Genomic DNA, 23,644 nt, shown 5'->3' on the forward strand with positions numbered 1-23,644 from the left:
GCTTGCATGAGGAGACGCAGTTCAGCCGATATAGTCGAGCGGATTGACCGGCTCGCCATTCCGGCGAAGCTCCAGTGCCACGGCCGGGCGGTCCGGCGCGGCGACGCCAAGTGGCGAGCCGGAAACCAGATTTTCGCCAACCTCGACATCGACGCGAACCATTCCGGTGATAAGGCTGACCCAGCCGCCGCCGTGGTCGACAATCACGATGCGCCCGTATCCGCGGTAGGGCCCGGCAAAGGCGACGCGGCCTGCGCCCGGCGTAACGATCTGCGCGCCGGGACGCGGGGCGAGCACCACACCCTCGCTCAGCAAGCCCGTGTCCGCAATGGCGCCGAACCCAGCGAGCGTTCGTCCATCGACGGGAGCGCGGTAAGGGCGTGGAGCGCCCCGGTCAGCGCTGCGAAGCGGCGCCACCTCGGCAGTGACGGCACGTTGCGGTTGCGCGGGCCGCAGCACGGGGCCGGGCAAAGCGGCTAGCCGTTCGCGCAATTCGCCCGCCTCGTCGAGCCTGTCCACCAGCGCGTCCAGGTCGCGCGCCTCTTCCGCAAGCGCGAGCGCCCGCTCCGATTCCCGCCCGGCAGTGCCGGCCAGATCGCGCGCCGCCAGCCGCTGCTTCGTCGCGAGCGCGGCAAGCTGCTGCTGGCGCTGCGCAAGTTCGCCCTCCCCCGTGCGCAGGACTTCGATCGCCTGCTGCGCCTCTCGCTGGAGCGCACGGCTGCGGTCGAGATCGGCGCGCAGATCGGCGGTGCGGCGTGCGACTTCGGGTGCGGCGTTGGCGAGCATGACGCGCAGATAGACGGCATCCTTGACCGACCCGGGCCGGAACACCGACAGCGCGGCGGGGCGGCGGGCGAACCGTTGCAACGCGGCGGTCAGCCCGACGACCGGCTTCTGTCGCTTCGCCATGCGGGTGCGGATCGCGCGCTGCTGCCCAGCGATGAGTCCCATGCGGGCCTCTGCCACCGCGAGCCCTGCTTCGCTCTGCTGGATGCGGGCGGCGATTGCGGCGGCTTCCTGCGTGGTCTTCTGCGCCGTCTGCGTGGCGGAGCGGGCACGGCGTTCTAGCGTCTCTGCCCGCTTTGCCGCGCTGCTCTGCTGGGCGAGCGCCCGGTCGAGCGCGGCCCGCGACTGCGCAGCGTCAGTGTAGCCTGCGCTACGCTGCCCCAATACCGGCGGGCCGAACGCGGCGAAACCGGCAAGGGTTACCGAAAACAACAGGATGGCGGGCAAGCGTGGCGTCATGGCCCTACCCTGCCCTATGATAGGGATGCCCGGCAATGATCGTCGTCGCGCGATAGAGTTGTTCGGCCAGCATCGCGCGAACCATCAGGTGCGGCCAGGTCGCCTTGCCGAAGGACAGCAGCAGGTCCGCCTCTGCCCGTTCGGCTTCGGCATGGCCGTCGGCAGCGCCGATAATGAAACGCGCCTCACGCACGCCGTTGTCGCGCCAGCGGCTGAGATGTCCGGCCAAGGCCTCCGAGGAATAGTCGCGCCCGCGTTCGTCGAGCAGGACCGTCTTCGCCGGGCGCAGCGAATCGGGGATCCTGCCGCCACTTTCCGGCAGTTCTGTATGCTTGAATGGCCAGCCGATGCGCGTCTCGTACCGCTCCAGCAGCTCGGCCTCTGGCGAGCGCGCTATTTTTCCACGCGCCACGATGTGGAGGAGCATGACCGCCCTCCCCAGCGACGTCAGGCGTTGCCGGCGGCGGCGCCCTCGCCGAAGCCCCACATCCGCTCCAGATTGTAGAAGCTGCGGACTTCGGGGCGGAACAGGTGGACGACCACGTCGCCAGCGTCGATCAGCACCCAGTCGGCGGCCGGCAGGCCTTCGACGCGCGCACTGCCGAAGCCCGCGTGCTTGACCCGCTCCGCCAGCTTGCTGGCCATCGCCGCAACCTGCCGCGTGGAGCGGCCAGTGGCGATCACCATGTGATCGGCAATCGAGCTTTTGCCCGCGAGCGGGACCGAGACGATGTCCTGCGCCTGATCGTCGTCGAGGCTTTCGAGCACGAGTTTGTGCAGCGCGTCCGAATCCGTGCCGGCATCTGCGGGCGGGACGTTGACGATGGAATTGGCGTTATCGATGGGCATGGATGCTCTGGCGTTCATGAAAAGGATCTGGGCTCCGTGGTCCGCATGTCAAGCTGGCGAACCGGCAGGCAGTCATGCCTGTGTCCCCAGATTTGAATGTGGGATGAGCGAGCGCGTCAGCTGGTCGCGGACCGGCGAGCCGGTATGGCGTGCGGCCCAATCGGGATCGGCGCGACGGATGGCCGTCGCCGAGCGCGGATCGGGGTCGAAACGCAGTGCAATCAGCGCAGGGGCGCTCCACTTGCCGGAGTGGCGAAAACTGGCGGCGTCGATCCGGTAGCGGCGCATCCAGGCCGCGGCGGGGCTCGCTGCAGCACGGGCATCATAGCCCGGACGGGCGATGACCGCAATCGGCATGGTGCGGGCGATCCCGCGCCAGTCTCGCCAGCGGTGAAACTGAGCAAGATTGTCCGATCCCATCAGCCAGACGAAGTCGGTGCGCGGGAAGCGGCGCTTCACGGCCTTGAGCGTGTCCACCGTATAGGGCGAGCCCAGCTCGCGCTCGATCGCGGAGACGCGGATCGGTGCGCGTCGGGCCTGCTTGCGCGCAGAGCGGACCCGCGCGCCCAGCGGTGCCATGCCGTCACGCGGTTTCAGCGGATTGCCGGGCGAAACCAGCCACCACACCTCGTCCAGCCCCAGCGCACGTAGGGCGAAGAGCGAGATGCGTCGGTGCCCGCCATGCGCGGGGTTGAAACTGCCGCCGAGCAGGCCGACCCGGCGCGGCGGCGCGGTTCTCACCGGCGTGTGCTCACACGGCTGCTCAAGGGCGCGTCTGGCCGGTGCCGCGGACCTGCCACTTGTAGGTGGTCAGCCCTTCCAGCGCGACCGGTCCGCGCGCGTGGAGCCGTCCGGTCGCAATGCCGATCTCCGCGCCGAGGCCGAATTCCCCACCATCGGCGAACTGGCTGGAAGCGTTGCGCATCACGATGGCGCTGTCGACTTCGGCAAGGAATCGCTCCGCCGCGTCGTCATCCGACGTCACGATGGCATCGGTGTGACCCGAACTGTGCTCGGCTATGTGCGCCAGCGCTTCGTCCATTCCGGCGACGGTCTTCACCGAGAGGATCGCGTCGAGATATTCCGTGTCCCAATCGTCATTGGCTGCCGCACTGATTCTCGGATCGAGCGCTTGCGCGCCTGCATCGCCGCGCAGGGCGCAGCCGCTGTCGAGCAAAGCGCCCACCACCGCCGCACCTTCGCCGAAGCTTTCGTCGATCAGCAGCGTTTCCATCGCCCCGCAAATGCCGGTGCGCCGCATCTTGGCGTTGAGTGCGATTTCCCGCGCCATTTCCGCGTCGGCCGCCGCGTGGACATAGGTGTGGCATATGCCGTCGAGGTGAGCGAGCACCGGGACGCGCGCGTCTTTCTGAACGCGCTCGACCAGGCTCTTGCCCCCGCGTGGCACGATCATGTCGATGAGGCCGCTTGCCTTCAGCATATCGCCAACCAGCGCGCGGTCCTGGTCCGGAACCAGCTGCGCGGCTTCGGCAGGCAGGCCAGCCTCCGCCAGCCCTTCGCCGAACGCCTTGGCGAGCGCGGTGTTCGAATGCACCGCTTCGCTACCGCCCCGCAGCAGCGCCGCATTGCCCGACCGAACGCAGAGCGCGGCCGCATCGACGGTGACGTTGGGGCGGCTTTCGTAGATGATGCCGATGAGCCCGATCGGAACCCGAACGCGCGACAGTTCGAGGCCGTTGGGGCGCGAGGTCCGCTCGATGACCTGGCCGACCGGGTCATCCAGCGTAGCGACCTGCCGCACCGCGTCGGCGATGGCGGCGATGCGGCCTTCGTCGAGCTTCAGCCGATCCAGCAGAGCCCCGGTCAATCCTTTCGCCTCGCCTGCGGCCATGTCCGTTGCATTGGCGGCGAGAATCTCTTCCTGCGATGCCTCGATGCGGTCGGCAGCCGCCAGCAGCCCCTTGGCCTTGGCATCGCTGCCAAGCCGCGCAAGCTGGCGCTGCGCTGCCCGCCCGGCCTTGCCAAGCGCCTGTATCAGTTGAGATTTGTCGTCGGTGTGAGTTTGTATCTGTGTAGCCATACGCGCGAGCGTAACATCCCTGCGCCAGCTTGTCAGCCGCAGTATTCCGCCATTTTTCCGTGGGGGAGGGAGGAACGAATCGGGACCCGAGCCGCTGCAAATGCGCAAGCGGGCTGATCGTTCCCGAGATTCTTGCAAATGAAACGATTCATCCCGGGACTCACTCAACTCACCCAATATAACCCCGCGTTAGTTTGCCCTGTTAATCTTCGCTCCCTAGGCCCGCGGCACACATAACGGGTCGTGGGGACTTAATTTTTGACGCATACAGCCAGCAAGGTCCGGCTTGGGCAACGCATTGCCCGTTGGTTTCCGGAGCGCGAATTCTTCATGCGCTCGCAGGGACAGGTCCGCTTCATTACCATCACCACGAAATTGCAGATGCTCGTAGCCGGCGGTATTGCCGCCGCACTGCTCGTCTGGGCGCTGAGCATGGGCGGTATGGCGATCGCGCAGGTTCGGGCGTCGTCGGAAGCCGCCTCTCTGCTTGCGCGTGAAGCCAAGGTCGCCAAGTCGGAAAGCCGGGTGGCAGCCTATCGCCACGATATCGACGCCGTCGCGACCGATCTGGAAAAGCGGCAGGCCTTCATCGAGGAAATGGTCGAAGCCCTGCCCGCCGACATCACGGGCGACGCCACCCATTCCGACAGCACCGGCGAAGCTGCGAAGACGGTCGACAAGGTCAGCGCCTCGCTTCCCGAGGCCGCCGCGCTCGCCAAGGTCGAAGCCCGCCAGCTCGCTCTGGTGGAGCGGTTGACCCGATTCGCCGATGCGCGCGCCGCCAGCGCCGCGCAGGCGATCCGCAAGCTGGGCCTCGATCCCGATGCCATCGTCCGCAGCGCAGGCAGCGCGCAGGGTGGTCCGCTCGAAAAGTTCGAGCTGGACGATCCGCGCTTCGAGCGACTGGGCCTCAGCCTCGCGCGGATGGACGCGCTGGAGCGTGGGCTTGCCGGCATCCCGCAGGTCATGCCTGCCGACATCCGCTCGATTTCCTCTGGCTTCGGTTTCCGCCGCGATCCCTTCACTGGCGGGGGTGCGATGCACTCAGGCCTCGATTTCCGCGGCCCGCGCGGTGCCCCGATCCATGCCGCCGCAGCAGGCCGGGTCAGCTTCGTCGGCGTCAAGTCCGGCTATGGCAACACGGTGGAGATCAGCCACGGCAACGGCCTCATGACGCGCTACGCCCATATGTCGCGCTTCAATGCAAAGGTCGGTCAGAAGGTCGACGCTGCCGAGGTGATTGGGGCGATCGGCAGCACCGGTCGCTCTACCGGACCGCACCTGCACTTTGAAGTGCGGATCAACGAACGCGCGGTGAACCCGCGTCCCTTCCTGGAGACAGCCCCCAATGTTCTCAAAGAAGCCCGACGACTTCCCCAGCGCGGCGGCGCCTAAGATGGCGAAACCGATGGCAGGCGGCTCCACCTTCTCCGTGATTGGATCGGATGTGACGATCACCGGCAATATCTCGGCATCGGTCGACCTTCATGTCGATGGCCGGATCGAAGGCGATATCGAATGCTCCAACCTCGTCCAGGGCGAGGGGAGCGAGATCAACGGCGCAGTCGTGGCGGAAAGCGCGCGGCTGGCAGGGCGGGTCAAGGGCTCGGTCGTCTCGCGCGAACTGGTGATCCTCAAGAGCGCGCAGATCGAGGGCGACGTCAACTACGACACGCTGACGGTCGAACAGGGCGCGCAGATCGAAGGCCGCTTCGGTGCGCGCAAGGCGCAACCCGGCGCCAGGTCAGCAGCTCAATCGCCCAAGGCTGACGACGACCAGGCGCACCTGACGCTCGCGAGCTGATTTAGGCTCAGCCGCGCAGTTCCTGTTCGCGCAGGGTCTTGCGGTCGAGCTTCCCGATCATCGTCTTTGGCAATTCCTGACGGATGGTGACGCCGGCAAGCCGCTCGTGCTTGCCGAGCCGCCCGTTCGCCCAGTCGCGCAGCATATCGCCGGTAACATCGTGCGCCTCGTCGTTGAGCGTGACGAAGGCCTGTGGCCTCTCGCCGAGGTAGTCGTCGGGCACGCCGATCACCAGCACCTCCTTGACTGCCGGATGCGGCTGGACGGCCTTTTCGACCTCGCTGGGAAAGACCTTGAAGCCACCGACCGCGATCATGTCCTTGATCCGGTCGACAATGCGGAGGAAGCCGTGCTCCTCCCACTGCGCGACATCGCCGGTGCGTAACCAGCCGTCCTGCACCACCTTGGCATCGGCATCGGGCCGGTTCCAGTATCCGCGCATGATCTGCGGGCCGCGCACGGCGAGTTCGCCCGGCTCGCCTTCGGGCGCGGCACGGGTGGGGTCTTCCTTGTCGAGCAGGCGGACTTCGGTGCGTGGCAGGACTTGGCCGATGGTGCCGGCCATATCGCCCGCCTCGTAAGGATTGGTGCTGACCACGCCGGAGCTTTCGGTGAGACCGTAGCCTTCCACCAGTCGCGCTCCGCTGCCTGCCTCGAATTTCGCCTTCAGCACCGCATTGAGCGGTGCGCCGCCCGAAATGCAGATCTTCAGCGATGAAAAGTCGGTCGAAGCGAAGTCCGGGTGGTCGAGCAGCGCCTGATACATGGTCGGTACGCCCGGAAGCGCGGTTGCCTTGACCCGTGCCAGCGTCTTGAGCGCGTCCTTGGCATCGAAACGCGGCAGCATGGCAATGCACCCGCCTTTCAGCATGGTGCGGTTGAGCACGCAGGTGTTGGCGAAGACATGGAACAGCGGCAGCACGCCGAGAATCACGTCATCCGCATCGTGCTTCCACGGGTCGATCGCATTCACCTGACGCGCATTGGCGGAGAGGTTCTGATGTGTCAGCATGGCGCCCTTGGGCACGCCCGTCGTGCCGCCGGTATATTGCAGCAGCGCAATGTCCTGCACGGCGTCGAGCGCGACCGGCTGCGGCGCGCCTGCGCCGAGCATGTCCGACCAGCGCAGCACGTCGGCGCGTTTCGGGAGTGGGAAAAGCTTGTTCCGCCCGAGCAGGCGCAGAGCCAGTCCCTTCGCCTTGGGCAGCGCATTGGCCAGATGGCCCACCACCAGCGTTTCCAGCGAGGAACGGTCGAGCACATCGAGCGCGGTGGGCAGCAGCGCGGGCACGTTGAGCGTGACGAGCGCCTTGGCCCCGGAATCCTCTACCTGCTGGCACAGCTCGTCCGCTGTGTAGAGCGGAGAGAAATTGACCACCACCGCGCCCGCCATCAGCGCGCCGTAATAGGCGGCGACGTACATCGGCACATTGGGCAGAAAGAGGCCGATCCGATCGCCCTTGGCAAAGCCTGCGGCCTGCAATCCGGCGGCGAAGCTTCGCGCAGCATCGGCCAGTTCGCGATAGGTAAAGCGCCGCCCCATGAAGTCGACGGCCGGCGCGTCCGGCGTGCGCTCTGCCGAAGCCAGGAACATCTCCGGCAGGGTCAGGGGCGGGAGATCGAGGTCCCACGCGCAGGCGTGACGATAATCGGCTTTGCTGACATCCATGTCAGCAATCATGCGCGGGGCGCGGCGATGGCGCAAGCAAAACCGCCTGCGCCCTCACCTCGCTTCGGCAGTCTTATCAGGAGCCTGCGGCGTCGCCTTCGCCCTTGCGGGCTTCGAGCCATGCCGCGGCTTCGGCTTCCTGCGCGGCTTCGGCAGCAGCCTTTTCCGCGTCCTGGCGCTCACGCCGCAGTTCCTCGATCAGGCGTTCCTTGTCCGAACCGCCCAGCGCCTTCTCGTCCGAAGGCGTTTCCTCGATACCGGCCTTCTTCGCGGCCTTGGCGACGACGGCGTCGAGTTCACGCTGCGAGCACAGGCCAAGCGTGACCGGGTCCTTCGCCTGGATGTTCTGGATGTTCCAGTGCGAGCGATCGCGGATGGCGTTGATCGTGTTGCGCGTCGTGCCGATCAGCTTGCCGATCTGCGCGTCGGTGATTTCCGGGTGATTGCGCAGCAGCCACGCGATGCCGTCGGGCTTGTCCTGGCGCTTCGACACGGGCGTGTAGCGCGGGCCCTTGGTGCGGCTGACGGAGACCGGTGCACGCTGCATCTGCAGGCGGTATTCGGGGTCGTTCTGACCCTTCTCGATCTCGACATGGCTCAACTCGCCCGCGTGAACCGGATCGCGTCCGGTGTATTTCGCGCCTGCCAGGTCGTCCGCCATCGCCTGGACTTCGAGGATGTGCAGACCGCAGAATTCGGCGATCTGTTCGAAGGAAAGCGCGGTGTTGTCGATCAGCCATGCGGCTGTCGCGTGCGGCATCAGCGGGGTTTCGTCGGCCACGGGAATCTCCGGTAAAAATAGAAGGGCCGCCCCTTTCGGAGCGGCCGTTGCGCCTTGCGGTGTAGGCGCTGGCGGCGCTTTGGGCAAGGTCTTTCGCCCCGCACCGCCTCCAGCAACGCTTGGGTAACTCCTTATGCCTTATACGCGTGCAGTTCTAGGGGAAGGGAGACGCGCCCATGCGCCAACTGTTCGTCATGCTCCTGGCTGGCCTGCTGGCCGCCTGCGGGGGCGAGGAAGATTTCAACACATCCTTCGATCGTCCGCAGGCAGACGTTCTCGCGGCGCTCGGCAAAATCGACGCGCGCCCGCAGATCGGCTTCATCACCGCGGCGAGTTCCATCAAGCACAGCCGGCCGAGCGACGATACGATTGCCTTCACCATCCTCAGCCCCGACGGGTCGGAGCAGGCGCAATACGCGTTCCGCGTCGAGGCGGTGGAAGCCGGCAAGTCGGTCGTCCACACCACCATCGACGTGCCGGCGGTCAAGCTGAAAGTCGGCAAGGAGGATATGTACGTATCCGAATGGAAGCTGACCGTGGCCGTCCGCAAGGCGATGAAGGCGCTGACCAGATCCATGAAGTCCGGCTCCTCCGGCACGCGCGAGGTTGCCGCAATCGGCGAACTGATCGGCCTCACCGGAGTGCTGCTCGACCCGTCCAAGGTGCAGGAGGCGGAACTTCTCGCCAGCGACATGACTGCTGCGAGCGAGGAATGGGCCAAACAGGCGCAATGGAACGAGGACAACCAGGGCGACTGGGCCAGCACCGATTCCGCCATGGACGACGCCGACGGCAGCGAAATCGCAGCCAACGATATCTCGTCGAGCGATGTGGAAGGCAGCGCGGCTTCGGGATACGACCCCGAAGGCAGCGACCCGTCCGACGACGACGATTTCGACAGCGACTTCGGCGAACCTTCGGGCGACTGGTAAGCCGAACTACATCGCCAAAACGATCTTCCCGATGTGGTCGCCCGCTTCCATGCGCTGATGCGCGGCGGCGGCTTTCGCCATCGGGAAGATCCGGTCCATCACCGGGCGCAGTTCTCCGCTGGCGAACAGCGGCCACGCGTTCTGATTGATGTCCTGCGTCAGCAGCGCCTTGAAATCGCCGGAGCGCGGGCGGAGTGTCGATCCGGTCAGGGTGAGGCGCTTTTGCATGACCTCCGCCATGTTGATTTCCGCCTTGAAGCCGCCCTGCACGGCGATGGTGACGTGTCGCCCGTCCGGCATCAGGCAGGCCATGTCCCGCGCGACGTAATCGCCCGCCACCATGTCGAGCACCAGTTCGACGCCTGCCCCGTCGGTGATGCGCTTTACCTCCTCGACGTAATCCTGCGCCTTGTAGTCGATAGCGTGGTCGGCGCCGATTTCGCGTGCAGCATCGCATTTCGCCTCGCTGCCGCAGGTCACGATCACGGTCATGTCGAAGGCCTTGCACAGCATGATCGCCATGGTGCCGATCCCGCTGGTGCCGCCGTGAACGAGGATCGTTTCGCCATCGCGCGCCAGGCCGCGCTGGAAGACATTGTGCCACACGGTGAAAAGCGTTTCGGGCAGTGCGGCGGCCTCTTCCATCGGCATGGAAGCGGGCACCGGCAGGCAATGGCGCGCATCGGCGATGCAGTATTGCGCGTAGCCGCCGCCGGGCACCAGCGCGCAAACGCGGCGGTTCATCATCTCCGGCTCCACGCCAGCGCCCAGCGCGACGATCGTGCCCGAAAGCTCGAGTCCGGGTATTGGGGAAGCGCCCGGTGGCGGCGGATAGGCGCCGCGGCGCTGGATCACGTCGGGGCGGTTGACCCCCGCATGGCTCACCTGGAGCAGGACTTCGCCCGGTCCGGGCCGCGGAACCGGAAGCTCTTCTGGTCGCAGGACTTCGGGCCCGCCCGGCTCGTCAAAGCCCATCGCCAGCATCGTGGAAGGAAGTTCCAGCCCCATTTTACCCCCGGTCATAAGCCCCCGCGCGGGTCGCGCAGCACTGTTGCCCAAAAGCGACCGCGCGCCGCTGGCGGTGGGGACTAGCCAACGGCGGGATTGACAGCAAGCGCCGCGGCTGGCGAAGTGACGGAACCGATGGATGAAGATGACCGTCCACGCCCGCGCGGCGATGCTGCGAGCAAGCTCGCCACCGAATTGCTCGACCCTTATTCGCAGGACGAACTCGACGCGCGCATCGCGCTGCTCGAGGCGGAGATTGCGCGTGTGAAAGCGCACCGCGCGAAGGCCAGTGCCCACCGCAACGCGGCGGAGGCGCTGTTTCGCCAAAGGGATGGCGACTGATGGTCTTGCGCCCCCTCACATTCGCGGCGGGGCGTTCCTATATCGTTTTTCCGGCGACCGAGACGACAATTTCCGCCGGTTTCGCGGGCGTTCATCGCGCACGCCCATACTCCCCCGCAGACCGATCCCCGCCTGCGGACTCATAGGACCAGACGTATGCCAAGTTTTGCCCAGAACCTCGAAAAGACGCTGCACACCGCGCTGAACAACGCGGCGGAACGCAGCCACGAATACGCGACGCTGGAGCATCTCCTGCTCGCGCTGATCGCGGACGAGGATGCCGCGCAGGTGTTGAACGCCTGCGGGGTGGAGTTGGGCGAACTGGCCGAGGTGGTGAAGCAGTATCTCGATCAGGAATACCAGTCGCTGAAGACCGAGGACGGCGGCGATCCGCAGCCCACGGCGGGCTTCCAGCGGGTGATCCAGCGCGCCATCCTGCACGTGCAGTCGAGCGGCAAGGACACGGTGACCGGCGCGAACGTCCTCGTCGCGCTGTTCTCCGAACGCGATAGCTATGCGGTCTACTTCCTGCAGCAGCAGGACATGAGCCGTCTGGATGCGGTCAGCTTCATCTCGCATGGCATCGGCAAGGGCGGCAGCCAGATCGAGGCGCGCGGGCCGCAGGGCGCGGAAGAAGCGCAGGCCCCGGCCGACGAAAAAACCGCCGAGAAGGGCAAGAAGGAAACCGCGCTCGACCAGTTCTGCGTCAACCTCAACACCCGCGCGGAAGAAGGCAAGATCGACCCGCTGATCGGGCGCGGATCGGAAGTCGATCGCACGGTGCAGATCCTTTGCCGCCGGTCGAAGAACAATCCGCTCTATGTCGGCGATCCCGGAGTCGGGAAGACCGCCATTGCCGAAGGCCTCGCGCGCAAGATCGTCGAAGGCGACGTGCCCGAAGTGCTGCTCGATGCGGTGATCTACTCGCTCGACATGGGCGCGCTGCTGGCCGGCACCCGCTATCGCGGCGATTTCGAGGAGCGGCTGAAGCAGGTCGTGAACGAACTGGAAGGGATGCCCGATGCGATTCTCTTCATCGACGAGATCCACACGGTGATCGGCGCGGGCGCAACCAGCGGCGGGGCAATGGACGCCTCCAACCTGCTGAAGCCCGCGTTGTCGAGCGGGGCGATCCGCTGCATCGGTTCGACCACCTACAAGGAATTCCGCAACCACTTCGAGAAGGACCGCGCGCTGCTGCGCCGGTTCCAGAAGATCGACGTCAACGAGCCGACGATCGAAGATACGGTCAAGATCCTCAAGGGGCTGAAGAGCGCTTTCGAGGAACACCACAAGGTCCGCTACACCCCGGACGCCCTGCGCACCGCGGTGGACCTGTCCGCGCGCTACATCAATGACCGCAAGCTGCCGGACAAGGCGATCGACGTGGTCGATGAAGTCGGCGCGATGCAGATGCTCAAGCCGCCCAGCAAGCGGCGCAAGACCATCACCGCGCGCGAGATCGAGGCCGTGATCGCGACGATGGCACGCATCCCGCCGAAGTCGGTCAGCAAGGACGACAAGAAGGCTCTCGAAAATCTGGAGCGCGATCTGAAGCACGTGGTGTTCGGCCAGGACGCGGCAGTGCAGAAGCTGTCGACCGCGATGAAGCTGAGCCGGGCAGGTCTGCGCGATCCGGACAAGCCGATTGGCAGCTTCCTGTTCTCCGGCCCCACCGGTGTCGGCAAGACGGAAGTCGCGCGGCAGCTGGCCAGCATCATGGGAATCGAGCTTCAACGCTTCGACATGTCCGAATACATGGAACGGCACAGTGTCAGCCGCCTTATCGGTGCGCCTCCGGGCTATGTTGGTTATGATCAGGGCGGTCTTTTAACCGATGCGGTTGATCAGAACCCTCATTGTGTCCTGCTGCTCGATGAAATCGAGAAGGCGCACCCTGACCTGTTCAACATCCTGCTGCAGGTGATGGATAACGGTCGCCTGACCGATCACCACGGCAAGACGGTCGATTTCCGCAACGTCGTGCTGATCATGACGACCAACGCCGGCGCCGCCGACATGGCGAAGCAGGGCATCGGTTTCGGCGATGTGAGCAAGGAAGACGCAAGCGAGGAAGCGGTGAAGCGGATGTTCTCGCCGGAATTCCGCAACCGGCTCGATGCGGTCGTGCCTTTCACCTATCTCAACCGCGACACCGTAAGCCGGGTGGTCGACAAGTTCATCCTCCAGCTCGAACTGCAGCTGGCCGAACAGAACGTTCACATCCAGTTCGACGGCGAAGCGCGCGAATGGATGGGCACGCGCGGCTATGACAAGCTCTATGGCGCCCGGCCGATGGCGCGCCTGATCCAGGAGAAGGTGAAGCAGCCGCTGGCGGAGGAACTGCTGTTCGGCAAGCTCGCCGATGGCGGCGAGGTCAACGTGAAGGTGAAGGACAACAAGCTCGCCTTCGAACTGACCCCTGCACCGCCCAAGGCGAAGAAAACCAAGCCTAAGAAGAAGCCTTCGGCGAAGAAGGGCAAAACCGCTCCCGACACGCAAGTCGGCAAGGACAAGGCCGACAGTGGCGACAGCTAAGCTCTGGCGCTGACGACACGAAAGGGGACGTCCTGCGGGAACGCGGGAGGTCCCCTTTTCATTTCACACCCATGCCCGCCGCGCCCTTTTCCTGGATCCGCCCCGAACCGTGGGGCATTCACGTCGTGCCTGCCGACTGCTGGGTCGATCCCAGCCGAGCCGTGGATCGCGCCCTTGTAACTCACGGCCACGCTGACCACGCACGCGGCGGCCACGGCGAAACCTACGCCACGCCGGAAACGCTCGCAATCATGGCTCTGCGCTATCGCACCGGGGTCGAGGACGAGAGCGGCGAGATCCCGACCAGGGCAATCCCGGTTGAATACGGCGAAACGATACGCCTGCCCGGCAATGTCGATGCAACCTATTTCCCCGCCGGCCACGTCCTCGGCAGCGCGCAGATCCTGCTCGAACACAATGGCGAGCGGATCGTCTGCACCGGCGATTACAAGCGCCGCGGCGATCCGACCTGCCCGCCGTTCGAAGTGGTGCCCTGCGATATCTTCATCACCGAGGCGACTTTTGGCCTGCCGCTGTTCACTCATCCGCCCATCGCGGACGAGATCGGCAAGGTGCTGACCGCGCTGGAAGAGAATCCCGAACGCTGCGTGCTTCTCGGCGCTTACGCCCTCGGCAAGGCACAGCGCGTCATCGCGGAACTGCGCGCGGCGGGGTACGATGCGCCGATCTACCTCCACGGCGCGATGGAGAAGATGTGTCGCCTCTATCAGGACCACGGCGTGGACCTTGGCGAATTGCGGCTCGTCGCCGATCATTCCAAGGACGACATGCGCGGCTCAGTCGTCGTCTGCCCGCCCAGCGCGCTCAATGACCGCTGGAGCCGCCGCCTGCCCGATCCGATCACCGCCATGGCGAGCGGGTGGATGCGCGTGCGCCAGCGCGCCCGGCAGCGCAATGTCGAATTGCCGCTGGTTATCTCCGACCACGCCGACTGGGACGAACTTACCCGCACCATCGAGGAAGTCGGCGCGCAGGAGACGTGGATCACGCATGGTCGCGAGGATGCGCTACTGCGCTGGTGCCAGCTTACCCAGCGCCGGGCTCGCGCGTTGGCCATGGTCGGCTATGAGGACGAGGACGACTGACGCGTGGATCGGAACCCACCTGCATCATCGACGGTTTCAAAGCTCTGGAATGGAGGCTCGCCCATGAAATTCGTACCCGTCCCGCTCCTGGCCACGATGGCGCTGGCGTTGTCTGCCTGCGGATCGATCAAGACCGACGAGGAAGCAGAAGCGGGCACGGAAGAGGTCGACATGACGCCCGAGGGGCCATCCGTAGCATCCCGGCTGTTCGGTGCGGGCGAGCCCATGCCGCTCGACATACAGGTCGCGCATCCGAACAAGACGGTCGTGCAACTGACCTCGCTGCAGGTGAAACCGTCGGAAACGATCATCCATGCAATCATCAGCAACGGCCGGGACCGCGAGATCGAGCTCAACAGCTACAGCCAGAACAACACCTACATCGTGACCGGTGACGGGCAGAAGCTATACCTTTCCGCCCCGCCGACGAATTCGGACCTGACGATCCAGCCCGGCCAGCGGATCGAGGCTGACCTCGTGTTCCTGGGTGAGCTGCCCAAGGGAACCGATGCGACGCTGATGATCAACAACGGCAACCAGACCAGCAACGAATACACGTCGAACCCCGGCTTTCGCCTGGTCCTGCCGGTCAGGGATGCTGCATTTTCCGACGACGGCTCAAAAAAAAACTGAGTAGTTTGTCCAACGGGCGGCAGGTCTCGACCAGCACGCTGCGGCAGGCTGCAACGGGCAGTGCTGCAACCGGCAGCGCGGTGACCAATTCGACGCTGAGCGAAGTGGAACAACTGCGTTCGGAACTCGGCGCGGAGCAAACCTCGCGCGGCACGGTCGTGGCACTGCCCGGCGATGTCCTGTTCGATTTCGACAAGGCGGAAATTCGTGCCAGCGCGCGCCCGACGCTCGACAAGCTGGCGCAGCTCATCGCCGCTGACGACACGAAGACCATCGCGATAGAAGGGCACACCGACAGCAAGGGCAACGATGCCTACAACCAGCGATTGTCCGAACGCCGCGCCATGGCAGTGCGCGATTATCTAAAGGACGTCCGCAGCATCGCCGCCAACCGGATGACGACCAAGGGCGTCGGGGAAGATCGTCCTGTCGCGCAGAACCTCACGCCCGAAGGCGCGGACAACGACGCGGGCATGGCACGCAATCGCCGCGTCGAAGTGGTGATTGCCAACTGATCGATGGAAGCCTTCGCCGCCCTGATCGACCGCCTGGTCTACACGACGAGCCGCAACGAAAAGCTGCGGCTGGTCGCGGACTATCTGCGCGCGACCCCGGACCCTGACCGCGGCTGGGCGCTTGCCGCACTGACCGACGGGCTGGATTTCAAGGCGGTAAAAAGCTCGACAATCCGAAGCATCATGAAGGAACGGGTCGACCCCGTGCTGTGGACGCTGAGCCGCGATTTCGTCGGCGACACGGCCGAAACCGCCAGCCTGCTGTGGCCGGACCCGGTGGGAGAGGTCGCGCCGTCACCGACGGTCAGCGAAGCGGTGGGGGCGCTGTCGGCCATGACGCGCGTGTCGGTCATGTGCGAGTTGCCCCGCCTGCTCGACCGGCTCGATTCCAGCGGCCGATATGCCCTGCTGAAGCTGGCAACCGGCGCGATGCGGATCGGCGTTTCCAGCCGCCTCGCCAAGCTCGCGTTCTCTCAGGCGTTCGAGGTAACAATCGAGGATGTCGAGGAATACTGGCACGGCCTCTCGCCGCCCTATGCTGAATTGTTCGCCTGGGCGGCCGACGGCGCTGAACCGCCCGATACGCAGAACATGCCGACGTTCCGCCCCTTCATGCTCGCGCATCCGCTGGAGGAAACGGTCGTCGATCTCTCCGACTACGCGGCCGAATGGAAATGGGACGGCATTCGCGTGCAGATGGTTCACGCCGGCGGCGAAACGCGCGTCTATTCGCGCAGCGGCGACGATATTTCCGCGACCTTCCCCGAAATGGTCGGCGCACTCGACATTCCCTGCGTGCTCGACGGCGAACTGCTGGTCCGCGGCGAAGTGCAGGGCGGGGCGGAGGGCGGGGCGGCCAGTTTCAACGCGCTTCAGCAGCGGCTCGGTCGCAAGACCGTCAGCAAGAAGATGCTTGCGGAAAGTCCCGCCTTCGTCAGGCTCTACGACATGCTGCTGCGCGAGGGCGAGGATCTGCGCGAGCTCGCATGGACGGATCGCCGCGCGGCGCTCGAGCAGTTCGTGCCTCGCCTGCCGGACAATCACTTCGATCTCAGCAAGGTGGTCGAGGCGCGCGATTTCGACCACTTGGCGCAAATCCGCGAAGGCAGTCGCGACGACGCAATCGAAGGGCTGATGCTGAAGCGCAAGGACAGCCCCTACATCGCCGGGCGGCGCGTCGGTTACTGGTACAAGTGGAAGCGCGATCCGCTGCTGGTCGACTGCGTGTTGATGTATGCCCAGCGCGGCAGCGGGAAGCGCAGCAGCTTCTATTCCGACTACACCTTCGGTTGCTGGGATGGCGACCCCGATGCGGGCGCGGAACTGCTACCGGTGGGCAAGGCCTACTCCGGCTTCACAGACGAAGAGTTGAAGAAGCTCGATCGCCACGTACGCCAGAAGACGGTCAATCGCTTCGGCCCGGTGCGAGAAACCGACAAGAGCCTCGTGTTCGAAGTCGCGTTCGACAGCGTCCATGAAAGCAAGCGCCACAAGAGCGGCCTCGCCATGCGCTTCCCCCGCATCCATCGCATACGCTGGGACAAGCCGGTTCACGAAGCGGACCGGATAGATGCCTTGCGGGCTTTGATCCGGGACTAGCGCAGACCCGTAAAGTTGCGCCGCGCAACATTCATGCCTTGGTTTGGCCTATAGCGCCCCGTCGATCGCCTTTGCGTGGGCCTTCGCATTTTCCGCGTAATGCGCAACTCCCATCCGCATGCCCGCAATGGCCATGTCGTCGAGATCGCGCATCTTGCGAGCCGGGCGACCGCCCCACAACTCGCGCGGGCCCATCACCTTGCCTTCGGTCAGCATCGCGCCCGCGGCAAGCATCGCGTCGGAGCCGATGACCGCCTTGTTCATCGCAATCGCGCCGAGGCCGACGAAGCCGCGATCCTCGATCCGGCAGCCGTGAACCATCGCCATGTGGCCGATCAGCACGTCGTCGCCGATTAGCAGCGGCGATCCGTCCGGGTCGCCGGGGCGTTCGGGATCGCAATGAAGCACGCTGCCATCCTGCACATTGGTGCGCTCGCCGATCACGATGCGGCTGACATCAGCCCGCAGAACGCAATTGTACCAGATGGAACTGTCCGCGCCGATCTCGACATTGCCGACGATCGTACACCCCGGCGCGATAAAGGCGCTGTCGTGGATGCGAGGCGTATGGCCGTGGATCGGGATGATGTTCACTCCGGGGCGGCGGACGCTCATAGCGGTGGCTCCTTCACAAAGGTGACGTGCGGGCGCAGCACACTGTCTTCGGGCACGTTCGGGTGTTCGAAATCGCGCGCGGGATCGCGGACCATGCCGAGACGCGCCATGACCCCCTGGCTGCGCGTATTGCTGCGCGAGGTAATTGCGACGACGCGTTCGCCGGGGCGATGCGCGTTCAGCCAGTCGAGCGTGGCGCGCGCGCCTTCGGTGGCGTAGCCTTCTCCCCAGCAATCGCGCGCAAGGCGCCATCCGATTTCCAGCTCGCCCTCGATAGGCGCGACCCGCCCGCGCTGCACGCCGATGAAGCCGAGCACCCGACCGTCCGTGCGACGTTCGGCCGCCCACATGCAGTGCCCGTCTTCGCGCGCACGATCCTGCAGGCGGGAAATCAATTGTTCCGTTTCTGTATAGCTCATCACCGGGCCAAGCGTCGCCATGACCTGCGGGTCGGAGCCGAGCCGATGGAAGTCCTCCGCGTCATCGGCTCTCCAGTCGCGCAGCACCAGCCGTTCGGTCTCGATTCGGATGGCCTCAGCCATGGAGCAGCTGGGCGGCGTGGGCCGCGTGATAGGTCAGCACCCCGCTCGCGCCAGCACGCTTGAAGGCGGTCAGCGTTTCAAGAACCAGGGCGTCGCGGTCGCCCGCGCCGGCGGCTGCGGCAGCCTCGATCATCGCGTATTCGCCGCTCACCTGATAGGCGAAGACCGGCAAGTCGAAATGCACCGCCACGTCGCGAACGATGTCGAGGTAGGGGAGGCCGGGCTTCACCATCACGCTGTCCGCACCCTCGGCAATGTCGAACGCGACTTCGCGCAAGGCCTCGCGCCGGTTCGCCGGGTCCATCTGGTATGTCTTCTTGTCGCCCTTCAGCACACCGGTGCTGCCGACCGCATCGCGGAACGGACCGTAGAAGGCGCTGGCGTATTTGGCGGCGTAGGCCATGATCTGCACGTTGGGATGGCCGTTCATCTCCAGCGCCATGCGGATCGCGCGCACACGGCCATCCATCATGTCCGAAGGAGCGATGATGTCAGCTCCGGCTTCGGCCTGGTTGATCGCCTGATCGACGAGCACGGCCACGGTATCGTCATTGGCGACATAGCCCGTAGCGTCGAGCAGTCCGTCCTGCCCGTGACTGGTATAGGGGTCGAGCGCGACGTCGGTCAGCACGCCGAGTTCTTCGCCGCAGGCATCCTTGATAGCGCGGATGGCGCGGCACATGAGATTGTCGGGGTTGAACGCCTCTGCCCCGTCGTCGCTGCGGCGATCGGCCTGCGTGTTCGGAAACAGCGCAACGCAGGGAATGCCGAGTCCGACCGCGCGCTTCGCCTGTTTCGCAATACCGTCCACCGACCAGCGCGAGACGCCGGGAAGCGTCGCGATCGGGTCTTCAAATCCCTTTCCCCCGGTCACGAACAGGGGCCAGATCAGGTCGGCGGGCGTCAGCAGGCTTTCGCGATGCAGCGCGCGGCTCCAGCCGGAGGCGCGGGTACGGCGGAGGCGGGTGTTGGGATAGGAGCCGGTCATGCGGCATCCCTGCCGCAAAAGCCCGGCGGCTTCAATTGCGCGATAGGGCAGTTGCGTCGTAGCGCGCGGCGAGGTCGGGGCGGTCCACGCGGTCGATTTCGCGCACCGGCTCGGCAGGCGCATTCTCGCGCGGTTTCAGGTCGATCAGCGCGGCGCCCGGATCGATCTGTTTGAGTTGAGTCAGGCGGTTGCGGAAAGCTTGCAGTTCCGCCCCTTCCAATTGCGCGCGCTGGACGAAGGTGACCGACGCGGGATTAATCGCCCGTCCGCCCCGATAGACCTCGTAATGAAGATGGGCGCCGGTGGAGAGACCGGTCGAGCCGACATAGCCGATTACTTGTCCTGCACGCACGCCCTGTCCGGCGCGCACCGCCATGCGGCTCATATGGCAGTAGCGGGTCTGGAGACCGTTGCCGTGGTTCAGCTTCACCGCATTGCCGCAGCCGCCCGCCCGACCGGAGCTGGCCACCACCCCGTCGCTCACTGCGTGGATCGGCGTGCCGTGGCCGGCCTTGAAGTCCATTCCGGCGTGCATCCGGCGATAACCGAGGATCGGGTGGCGGCGCATCCCGAAGTTGGAGCTGACGCGCCCCGGTACCGGCGCAACCATGCCGCCACGACGTTCGCCCACGCCGGAGGCTTCGTAGAACTGCCCGTCCTTGCCCCAGCGCAGCAATTGCGCGCGTGGCTTCTCGCCGCGCTCCAGCCCGGCGTAGAGCAACTTGCCCGGTTCCGCCTCGCCCGTTTCGGCGCGCTTGTAATCGAGCACCAGGTCGAACGTGTCGCTGGCAGCGATGGTGTCGAGATTGACGTGCTTGCTCAGCGTGCGCAGGAATTCCTGCACCGCGCTCGATGGCGCGCCGGCCGCGCGGGCGGACCGGTAGAGGCTGTTGCCGACATTCGCGCGAACCCGCAGCGGGGTCGCGTCGACGCGGATCGGCCGGGGATCGAGCACCAGCCCGCCGCCTCGCCGCTCCAGCCCCAGTTCGAGATCGAAGCGGGCGCGAAACGCTATGCTTTCGAGCGAACGCGGCGCTCCGGGTGAGGGGCGCCGGCCAAGCACGATGTCGAAGCGCGTCCCGTCGGAGATTTGTTCTACCGGCATGGCTCGCCCGACAAGCTGTTCGACCCGGTCCGCATCCTCGCTTCCCAGCCCTGCGCGCTGGAGCATACGGCTGAAGCTGTCACCTTGTGCCAGCGTCGCCACCAGTTCGAGGCGCGGGCGTTCGGGCGCGGACTTGAGCGGCTTGACCAGCGCGGTTGCGGACATCCGCCGGCCGTTGTCGGCGCCAAGGGCCAAGGGCATGATCATCTGGGTGCGGAACTCGTCGCGGATGCCTTCGTCGACGCGCATGGTCGGGGCGGCTTCCGCGGGAGAGAAATCAGGCCAAAAAGCCAACGCCACGGCCGACAGCGCGACCAGCGTTCCAGCACCGCGCCACCAGGTTGCGCTGCCGATATTGCGCGCGAGGTCGGGCGCCAGGTCGATGCCGTTCAGAGTGTCGGAGGCCGCGTGGCGCAATTCGCCGATCCGCTCGCGCAACGAACGCCGCCGCACGAGCCGCGTGCGCAGAGCGTCGCAGTCCATCGGGCCGTCGAGATCGGCGATTGCCGTCAAAGCGTCTGTCCCCTGCGGACGAACCATCGCCGTCCGCTCAATTTCGATCCGTCGCCGGACATAGTGCCAAGCCATTGCCGGATTAAAGTGAATTTTTCGTCAACCATTGCCGAACCGACGTTTCCGCGCGGCCAGTGGTGGACAGCTGGCTGTCACGCAAACCGTGCCATTGCCCTGACGCGGGGCAGGTGCCACATCGCAGGTGTGAGCGACAGCACGATCAAGGCCGTCCTGGGTCCGACCAACACCGGCAAGACCCATCTCGCGATCGAACGGATGTGCGCGCATTCGAGCGGGGCGATCGGCTTTCCGCTGCGCCTGCTCGCGCGGGAGGTCTACGACCGGGTCGTCGCGATCAAGGGGGAAAGCCAGGTCGCGCTCATCACCGGGGAGGAGCGGATCGCACCGCCCGGTGCGCGCTATTTCCTCTGCACCGCCGAGGCCATGCCGCGCCTTGGCGGGGGACCGGATGGTCCGCTGGCCTTCGTCGCGCTGGACGAAGCGCAGCTCGCCGCCAACCCGGAACGCGGACACATCTTCACCGACCGTCTGCTCAACACGCGCGGTCGGGAAGAGACGATGCTGCTCGGCTCTGCCACGCTGGAACCGCTGGTGCGCGCCCTGCTTCCGCGGGCCGAGATCATCGAAAGGCCGCGCTTTTCAACCCTGACCTACGCCGGTGCCGCCAAGCTGTCGCGCTTGCCTCCGCGCAGCGCGATCGTCGCCTTTTCGGCGGAGCAGGTCTATGGCGTGGCGGAGATGCTCCGGCGCTTCCGCGGCGGCGCTGCGGTGGTGATGGGCGCGCTTTCGCCCGCCACGCGCAACAAGCAGGTGGAGCTGTTCCAGTCGGGCGAGGTCGACTACATCGTCGCCACAGACGCGATCGGCATGGGGCTCAACCTCGACGTCCATCATGTGGCTTTCGCTGGCCTGAGCAAGTTCGACGGCCATCGCCAGCGGCGGCTTGAGCCGGCGGAAATGGCGCAGATCGCGGGCCGGGCAGGGCGGCACCAGCGCGACGGCAGCTTCGGAACCATGAGCGGCGGTCGCGGGCAGGCCGAGTTCACCGAGGAAGAGATCTACGCGATCGAGGAGCATCGCTTCGCCCCGCTGACTCACTTGTACTGGCGGGAGGCCGAACCGCGCTTCGATTCGCTCGAGCGGCTTATTGCCGACCTGGAACGTCCACCGCAGGATCCGCGCCTGCGCACCCCACCTCAGGCCATCGACCTCTCCGTGCTAAAGCGGCTGGCGGAGGAGCCGGAAACTGCCAGCAGCGTGACGTCTTCCAAGCAGGTCGAGAGATTCTGGCAGGTTTGTCAGTTGCCTGACTTTCGACAGCTTGGCGTCGATCAGCACGCGCGGCTCGTGGCGCGGCTGTGGCAGGATCTGCGCGGCGGCTATCTCGGCGCGGATTTCATTGCGGGTCGGATCGCTCAGCTCGACAATGTGCAGGGCGATATCGACACGCTGCAAGGCCGCATCGCCGCGATCCGCAACTGGGCCTACGCCGCGCAGCGACCCGACTGGGTGCTCGCGCGCGACGAGATGGCGGCGCGGGCGCGGGCGGTGGAAGCCCGCCTTTCGGATGCACTTCACGCACGGCTGGCGGAACGGTTCATCAACCGCCGAACCGCAGTGCTGATGAAGACGCTGGGCCGCGACCCACGCCTGCTCGACGTGCGGCTGTCCGAAGAAGGCGACGTTCTGGTTGAGGGCCAGGCAATCGGCCGGATGGAGGGCTTCCGCTTCACCGTAGATCACCGTGCCAGCCACGCCGACCGCAAATTGCTGCTTGCCGCGGCGGAGAAACATCTGCCACGCCTTCTGGCGATAAAGGCGAGATCGATGACCACAGAACAAATGAACGACCTGACCCTGCGCGATGGCGCGATATTCCGGGATGACGAGAAGCTGGCGACGTTGAGCGCGGGCAAGAGCCCTTCGCGCCCCCTCGTCACGCTGGAGCCCGACACTGCGACAGTGCCCGAGGCGGAGCGTTCCGCCCTGCAGGCGGCGCTGGAGCAATGGCTGGATGCGCAACTCGCCTCGCTGGCGCCCCTGCGTGCGCTGGAGGACGCTGCTGAGAATGCAGAAACACCGGGCGAGGTGCGTGCGCTCCTGCATTCCGTGATCGAGGGTGCAGGCTTCGTGCGGCGCGACGCGTCGGGCCTCGGCCATGTGCCTGCCGAACATCGCAAGGCCATCTGGCGTCTCGGCATCGCGATCGGTGCTCTCGATATTTTCGTGCCGGCGTTGCTCAAGCCTGCTCCGCGCGCGCTGCTGTACGCCATTGGCGCGGACCATCGGCCGCTCGCCGCCGATATGCAATCGGTCAAGCCGGGCGACGGGCGCCCGCCTTCGGGGTATCGGCGCGCGGGCGATCAATACGTGCGGGTGGACGTGGCGGAGAAGATTCTCCGTGCCGCGCACGATCGACGCAAGGGTGCGCTCAAGGACTTCGTCGGCGATCTGTCGCTCGGTATCTCGGTGGGACTGCGGCAGGAGAACCTGCTTCACTTCCTGCGCGATGCGGGATTCCGAGCGCAGCCGCTCGGCGATCTGGCGGAAGGTGCCTACGGCCCGCCGGCCCCTGCGCGTTTCAACTGGAAGCCGCCGCGTGCCGGCTCTCCTAACCGGGAGCGGCACGATGGCAAGCGCGACGGCCAAAGGGGCAAGGGCCGCAAGCCTGCCGGAAAGCCACCGCGCGCCAAGGCTCAGGATCACCGCAGGGAACAGCGGCCTTCGCCGCGCCCCGAACATTCCGCCTTCGCCGGTCTCGCCGAACTGCTGAAGCAAGGGGACAACTGACGTCCGAG

The 23,644-nt window shown here is 65.8% G+C and carries 22 protein-coding genes; 10 read left to right on the forward strand and 12 right to left on the reverse strand.

The genetic code is table 11. The features are described from left to right. Nucleotides 1-21: 21 nt before the first annotated feature. The 5 genes from ACXYN8_RS12655 to ACXYN8_RS12675 are packed head-to-tail and all read right to left on the reverse strand — an operon-like array spanning nucleotide 22 to nucleotide 4,135. A complete protein-coding gene (locus ACXYN8_RS12655; RefSeq protein ID WP_458889813.1) occupies nucleotides 22-1,245 on the reverse strand; it encodes a murein hydrolase activator EnvC family protein in 1,224 nt (407 codons plus the stop codon). A 4-nt stretch (nucleotides 1,246-1,249) separates the two neighbouring features. Then, complete coding sequence (locus tag ACXYN8_RS12660) at nucleotides 1,250-1,672, reverse strand: 23S rRNA (pseudouridine(1915)-N(3))-methyltransferase RlmH (RefSeq protein WP_458889814.1); 423 nt, start codon at nucleotides 1,670-1,672, stop codon at nucleotides 1,250-1,252. A 20-nt stretch (nucleotides 1,673-1,692) separates the two neighbouring features. Next, nucleotides 1,693-2,112, reverse strand: coding sequence for a ribosome silencing factor (gene rsfS, locus ACXYN8_RS12665; protein WP_458889815.1), 420 nt, complete (start codon nucleotides 2,110-2,112; stop codon nucleotides 1,693-1,695). A 54-nt stretch (nucleotides 2,113-2,166) separates the two neighbouring features. After that, nucleotides 2,167-2,835, reverse strand: coding sequence for a nicotinate-nucleotide adenylyltransferase (locus ACXYN8_RS12670; RefSeq protein ID WP_458889816.1), 669 nt, complete (start codon nucleotides 2,833-2,835; stop codon nucleotides 2,167-2,169). A 22-nt stretch (nucleotides 2,836-2,857) separates the two neighbouring features. Next, nucleotides 2,858-4,135 (reverse strand): glutamate-5-semialdehyde dehydrogenase, encoded by a 1,278-nt coding sequence (locus ACXYN8_RS12675; protein ID WP_458889817.1) that lies wholly within the window; start codon nucleotides 4,133-4,135, stop codon nucleotides 2,858-2,860. 258 nt (nucleotides 4,136-4,393) lie between these two features. On the opposite strand from ACXYN8_RS12675, the gene ACXYN8_RS12680 reads away from it, so the two are divergent. After that, on the forward strand, nucleotides 4,394-5,530 hold the full coding sequence (locus ACXYN8_RS12680; protein WP_458889818.1) for a peptidoglycan DD-metalloendopeptidase family protein: 1,137 nt from the start codon (nucleotides 4,394-4,396) through the stop codon (nucleotides 5,528-5,530). A 1-nt stretch (nucleotide 5,531) separates the two neighbouring features. Continuing rightward, nucleotides 5,532-5,939, forward strand: a complete 408-nt coding sequence (locus ACXYN8_RS12685; protein ID WP_458889819.1) for a bactofilin family protein — start codon at nucleotides 5,532-5,534, stop codon at nucleotides 5,937-5,939. Nucleotides 5,940-5,946: 7 nt separating this feature from the next. Here ACXYN8_RS12685 and ACXYN8_RS12690 read toward each other — a convergent pair whose 3' ends face one another. Then, entirely contained in the window at nucleotides 5,947-7,608 is a 1,662-nt protein-coding gene (locus tag ACXYN8_RS12690) for a long-chain-fatty-acid--CoA ligase (RefSeq protein WP_458889820.1), read from the reverse strand. A gap of 76 nt (nucleotides 7,609-7,684) precedes the next feature. Next, complete coding sequence (locus tag ACXYN8_RS12695; protein ID WP_458889821.1) at nucleotides 7,685-8,389, reverse strand: cell cycle transcriptional regulator TrcR; 705 nt, start codon at nucleotides 8,387-8,389, stop codon at nucleotides 7,685-7,687. A 176-nt stretch (nucleotides 8,390-8,565) separates the two neighbouring features. Here ACXYN8_RS12695 and ACXYN8_RS12700 point away from each other — a divergent pair, with 176 nt between their 5' ends. Continuing rightward, entirely contained in the window at nucleotides 8,566-9,321 is a 756-nt protein-coding gene (locus ACXYN8_RS12700) for a hypothetical protein (RefSeq protein WP_458889822.1), read from the forward strand. A 6-nt stretch (nucleotides 9,322-9,327) separates the two neighbouring features. Here the strand turns inward: ACXYN8_RS12700 and ACXYN8_RS12705 are convergent, their stop codons facing one another. Beyond that, entirely contained in the window at nucleotides 9,328-10,344 is a 1,017-nt protein-coding gene (locus tag ACXYN8_RS12705; RefSeq protein ID WP_458889823.1) for an NAD(P)H-quinone oxidoreductase, read from the reverse strand. A gap of 120 nt (nucleotides 10,345-10,464) precedes the next feature. On the opposite strand from ACXYN8_RS12705, the gene ACXYN8_RS12710 reads away from it, so the two are divergent. From ACXYN8_RS12710 to ACXYN8_RS12735, 6 genes are all read left to right on the forward strand, one after another. Continuing rightward, on the forward strand, nucleotides 10,465-10,671 hold the full coding sequence (locus tag ACXYN8_RS12710; RefSeq protein WP_458889938.1) for a DUF1192 domain-containing protein: 207 nt from the start codon (nucleotides 10,465-10,467) through the stop codon (nucleotides 10,669-10,671). Between the two features lie 156 nt (nucleotides 10,672-10,827). Then, nucleotides 10,828-13,209 (forward strand): ATP-dependent Clp protease ATP-binding subunit ClpA, encoded by a 2,382-nt coding sequence (gene clpA, locus ACXYN8_RS12715; RefSeq protein WP_458889824.1) that lies wholly within the window; start codon nucleotides 10,828-10,830, stop codon nucleotides 13,207-13,209. Between the two features lie 71 nt (nucleotides 13,210-13,280). Beyond that, nucleotides 13,281-14,315: a ligase-associated DNA damage response exonuclease gene (locus tag ACXYN8_RS12720; protein WP_458889825.1), complete on the forward strand. Its 1,035-nt coding sequence runs from the start codon at nucleotides 13,281-13,283 to the stop codon at nucleotides 14,313-14,315. 63 nt (nucleotides 14,316-14,378) lie between these two features. After that, a complete protein-coding gene (locus tag ACXYN8_RS12725) occupies nucleotides 14,379-14,948 on the forward strand; it encodes a hypothetical protein (RefSeq protein ID WP_458889826.1) in 570 nt (189 codons plus the stop codon). A 5-nt stretch (nucleotides 14,949-14,953) separates the two neighbouring features. Then, nucleotides 14,954-15,463, forward strand: coding sequence for an OmpA family protein (locus ACXYN8_RS12730; RefSeq protein ID WP_458889827.1), 510 nt, complete (start codon nucleotides 14,954-14,956; stop codon nucleotides 15,461-15,463). Nucleotides 15,464-15,466: 3 nt separating this feature from the next. After that, nucleotides 15,467-17,062: a cisplatin damage response ATP-dependent DNA ligase gene (locus ACXYN8_RS12735; RefSeq protein ID WP_458889828.1), complete on the forward strand. Its 1,596-nt coding sequence runs from the start codon at nucleotides 15,467-15,469 to the stop codon at nucleotides 17,060-17,062. A gap of 48 nt (nucleotides 17,063-17,110) precedes the next feature. Here the strand turns inward: ACXYN8_RS12735 and ACXYN8_RS12740 are convergent, their stop codons facing one another. From ACXYN8_RS12740 to ACXYN8_RS12755, 4 genes are read right to left on the reverse strand one after another with little or no spacing between them, the layout of a single operon-like run. Then, complete coding sequence (locus tag ACXYN8_RS12740) at nucleotides 17,111-17,677, reverse strand: gamma carbonic anhydrase family protein (RefSeq protein ID WP_458889829.1); 567 nt, start codon at nucleotides 17,675-17,677, stop codon at nucleotides 17,111-17,113. Continuing rightward, nucleotides 17,674-18,219 (reverse strand): GNAT family N-acetyltransferase, encoded by a 546-nt coding sequence (locus ACXYN8_RS12745; RefSeq protein WP_458889830.1) that lies wholly within the window; start codon nucleotides 18,217-18,219, stop codon nucleotides 17,674-17,676. Before ACXYN8_RS12745 ends, ACXYN8_RS12740 begins: the two co-directional genes overlap by 4 nt. Beyond that, a complete protein-coding gene (gene hemB / locus ACXYN8_RS12750) occupies nucleotides 18,212-19,207 on the reverse strand; it encodes a porphobilinogen synthase (RefSeq protein ID WP_458889831.1) in 996 nt (331 codons plus the stop codon). Before hemB ends, ACXYN8_RS12745 begins: the two co-directional genes overlap by 8 nt. 31 nt (nucleotides 19,208-19,238) lie before the next feature. Then, complete coding sequence (locus tag ACXYN8_RS12755; RefSeq protein WP_458889832.1) at nucleotides 19,239-20,825, reverse strand: peptidoglycan DD-metalloendopeptidase family protein; 1,587 nt, start codon at nucleotides 20,823-20,825, stop codon at nucleotides 19,239-19,241. Nucleotides 20,826-21,029: 204 nt separating this feature from the next. Between ACXYN8_RS12755 and ACXYN8_RS12760 the strand changes: the two genes are divergently transcribed. Further along, nucleotides 21,030-23,636, forward strand: coding sequence for a helicase-related protein (locus ACXYN8_RS12760; RefSeq protein WP_458889833.1), 2,607 nt, complete (start codon nucleotides 21,030-21,032; stop codon nucleotides 23,634-23,636). Nucleotides 23,637-23,644: the final 8 nt, after the last annotated feature.

It is taken from the genome of Altererythrobacter sp. CAU 1778 (assembly GCF_054482795.1).

Bases quoted from the DNA above. Each gene is read 5' to 3' on its own strand.
- ACXYN8_RS12675 (WP_458889817.1), bottom strand. From the start codon at position 4,135: ATGGCTACACAGATACAAACTCACACCGACGACAAATCTCAACTGATA.
- ACXYN8_RS12710 (WP_458889938.1), top strand. From the start codon at position 10,465: ATGGATGAAGATGACCGTCCACGCCCGCGCGGCGATGCTGCGAGCAAG.
- ACXYN8_RS12720 (WP_458889825.1), top strand. From the start codon at position 13,281: ATGCCCGCCGCGCCCTTTTCCTGGATCCGCCCCGAACCGTGGGGCATT.
- ACXYN8_RS12705 (WP_458889823.1), bottom strand. From the start codon at position 10,344: ATGACCGGGGGTAAAATGGGGCTGGAACTTCCTTCCACGATGCTGGCG.
- ACXYN8_RS12725 (WP_458889826.1), top strand. From the start codon at position 14,379: ATGAAATTCGTACCCGTCCCGCTCCTGGCCACGATGGCGCTGGCGTTG.
- clpA (WP_458889824.1), top strand. From the start codon at position 10,828: ATGCCAAGTTTTGCCCAGAACCTCGAAAAGACGCTGCACACCGCGCTG.
- ACXYN8_RS12740 (WP_458889829.1), bottom strand. From the start codon at position 17,677: ATGAGCGTCCGCCGCCCCGGAGTGAACATCATCCCGATCCACGGCCAT.
- ACXYN8_RS12685 (WP_458889819.1), top strand. From the start codon at position 5,532: ATGGCGAAACCGATGGCAGGCGGCTCCACCTTCTCCGTGATTGGATCG.
- ACXYN8_RS12660 (WP_458889814.1), bottom strand. From the start codon at position 1,672: ATGCTCCTCCACATCGTGGCGCGTGGAAAAATAGCGCGCTCGCCAGAG.
- ACXYN8_RS12735 (WP_458889828.1), top strand. From the start codon at position 15,467: ATGGAAGCCTTCGCCGCCCTGATCGACCGCCTGGTCTACACGACGAGC.
- rsfS (WP_458889815.1), bottom strand. From the start codon at position 2,112: ATGAACGCCAGAGCATCCATGCCCATCGATAACGCCAATTCCATCGTC.
- hemB (WP_458889831.1), bottom strand. From the start codon at position 19,207: ATGACCGGCTCCTATCCCAACACCCGCCTCCGCCGTACCCGCGCCTCC.
- ACXYN8_RS12690 (WP_458889820.1), bottom strand. From the start codon at position 7,608: ATGGATGTCAGCAAAGCCGATTATCGTCACGCCTGCGCGTGGGACCTC.
- ACXYN8_RS12655 (WP_458889813.1), bottom strand. From the start codon at position 1,245: ATGACGCCACGCTTGCCCGCCATCCTGTTGTTTTCGGTAACCCTTGCC.
- ACXYN8_RS12700 (WP_458889822.1), top strand. From the start codon at position 8,566: ATGCGCCAACTGTTCGTCATGCTCCTGGCTGGCCTGCTGGCCGCCTGC.
- ACXYN8_RS12745 (WP_458889830.1), bottom strand. From the start codon at position 18,219: ATGGCTGAGGCCATCCGAATCGAGACCGAACGGCTGGTGCTGCGCGAC.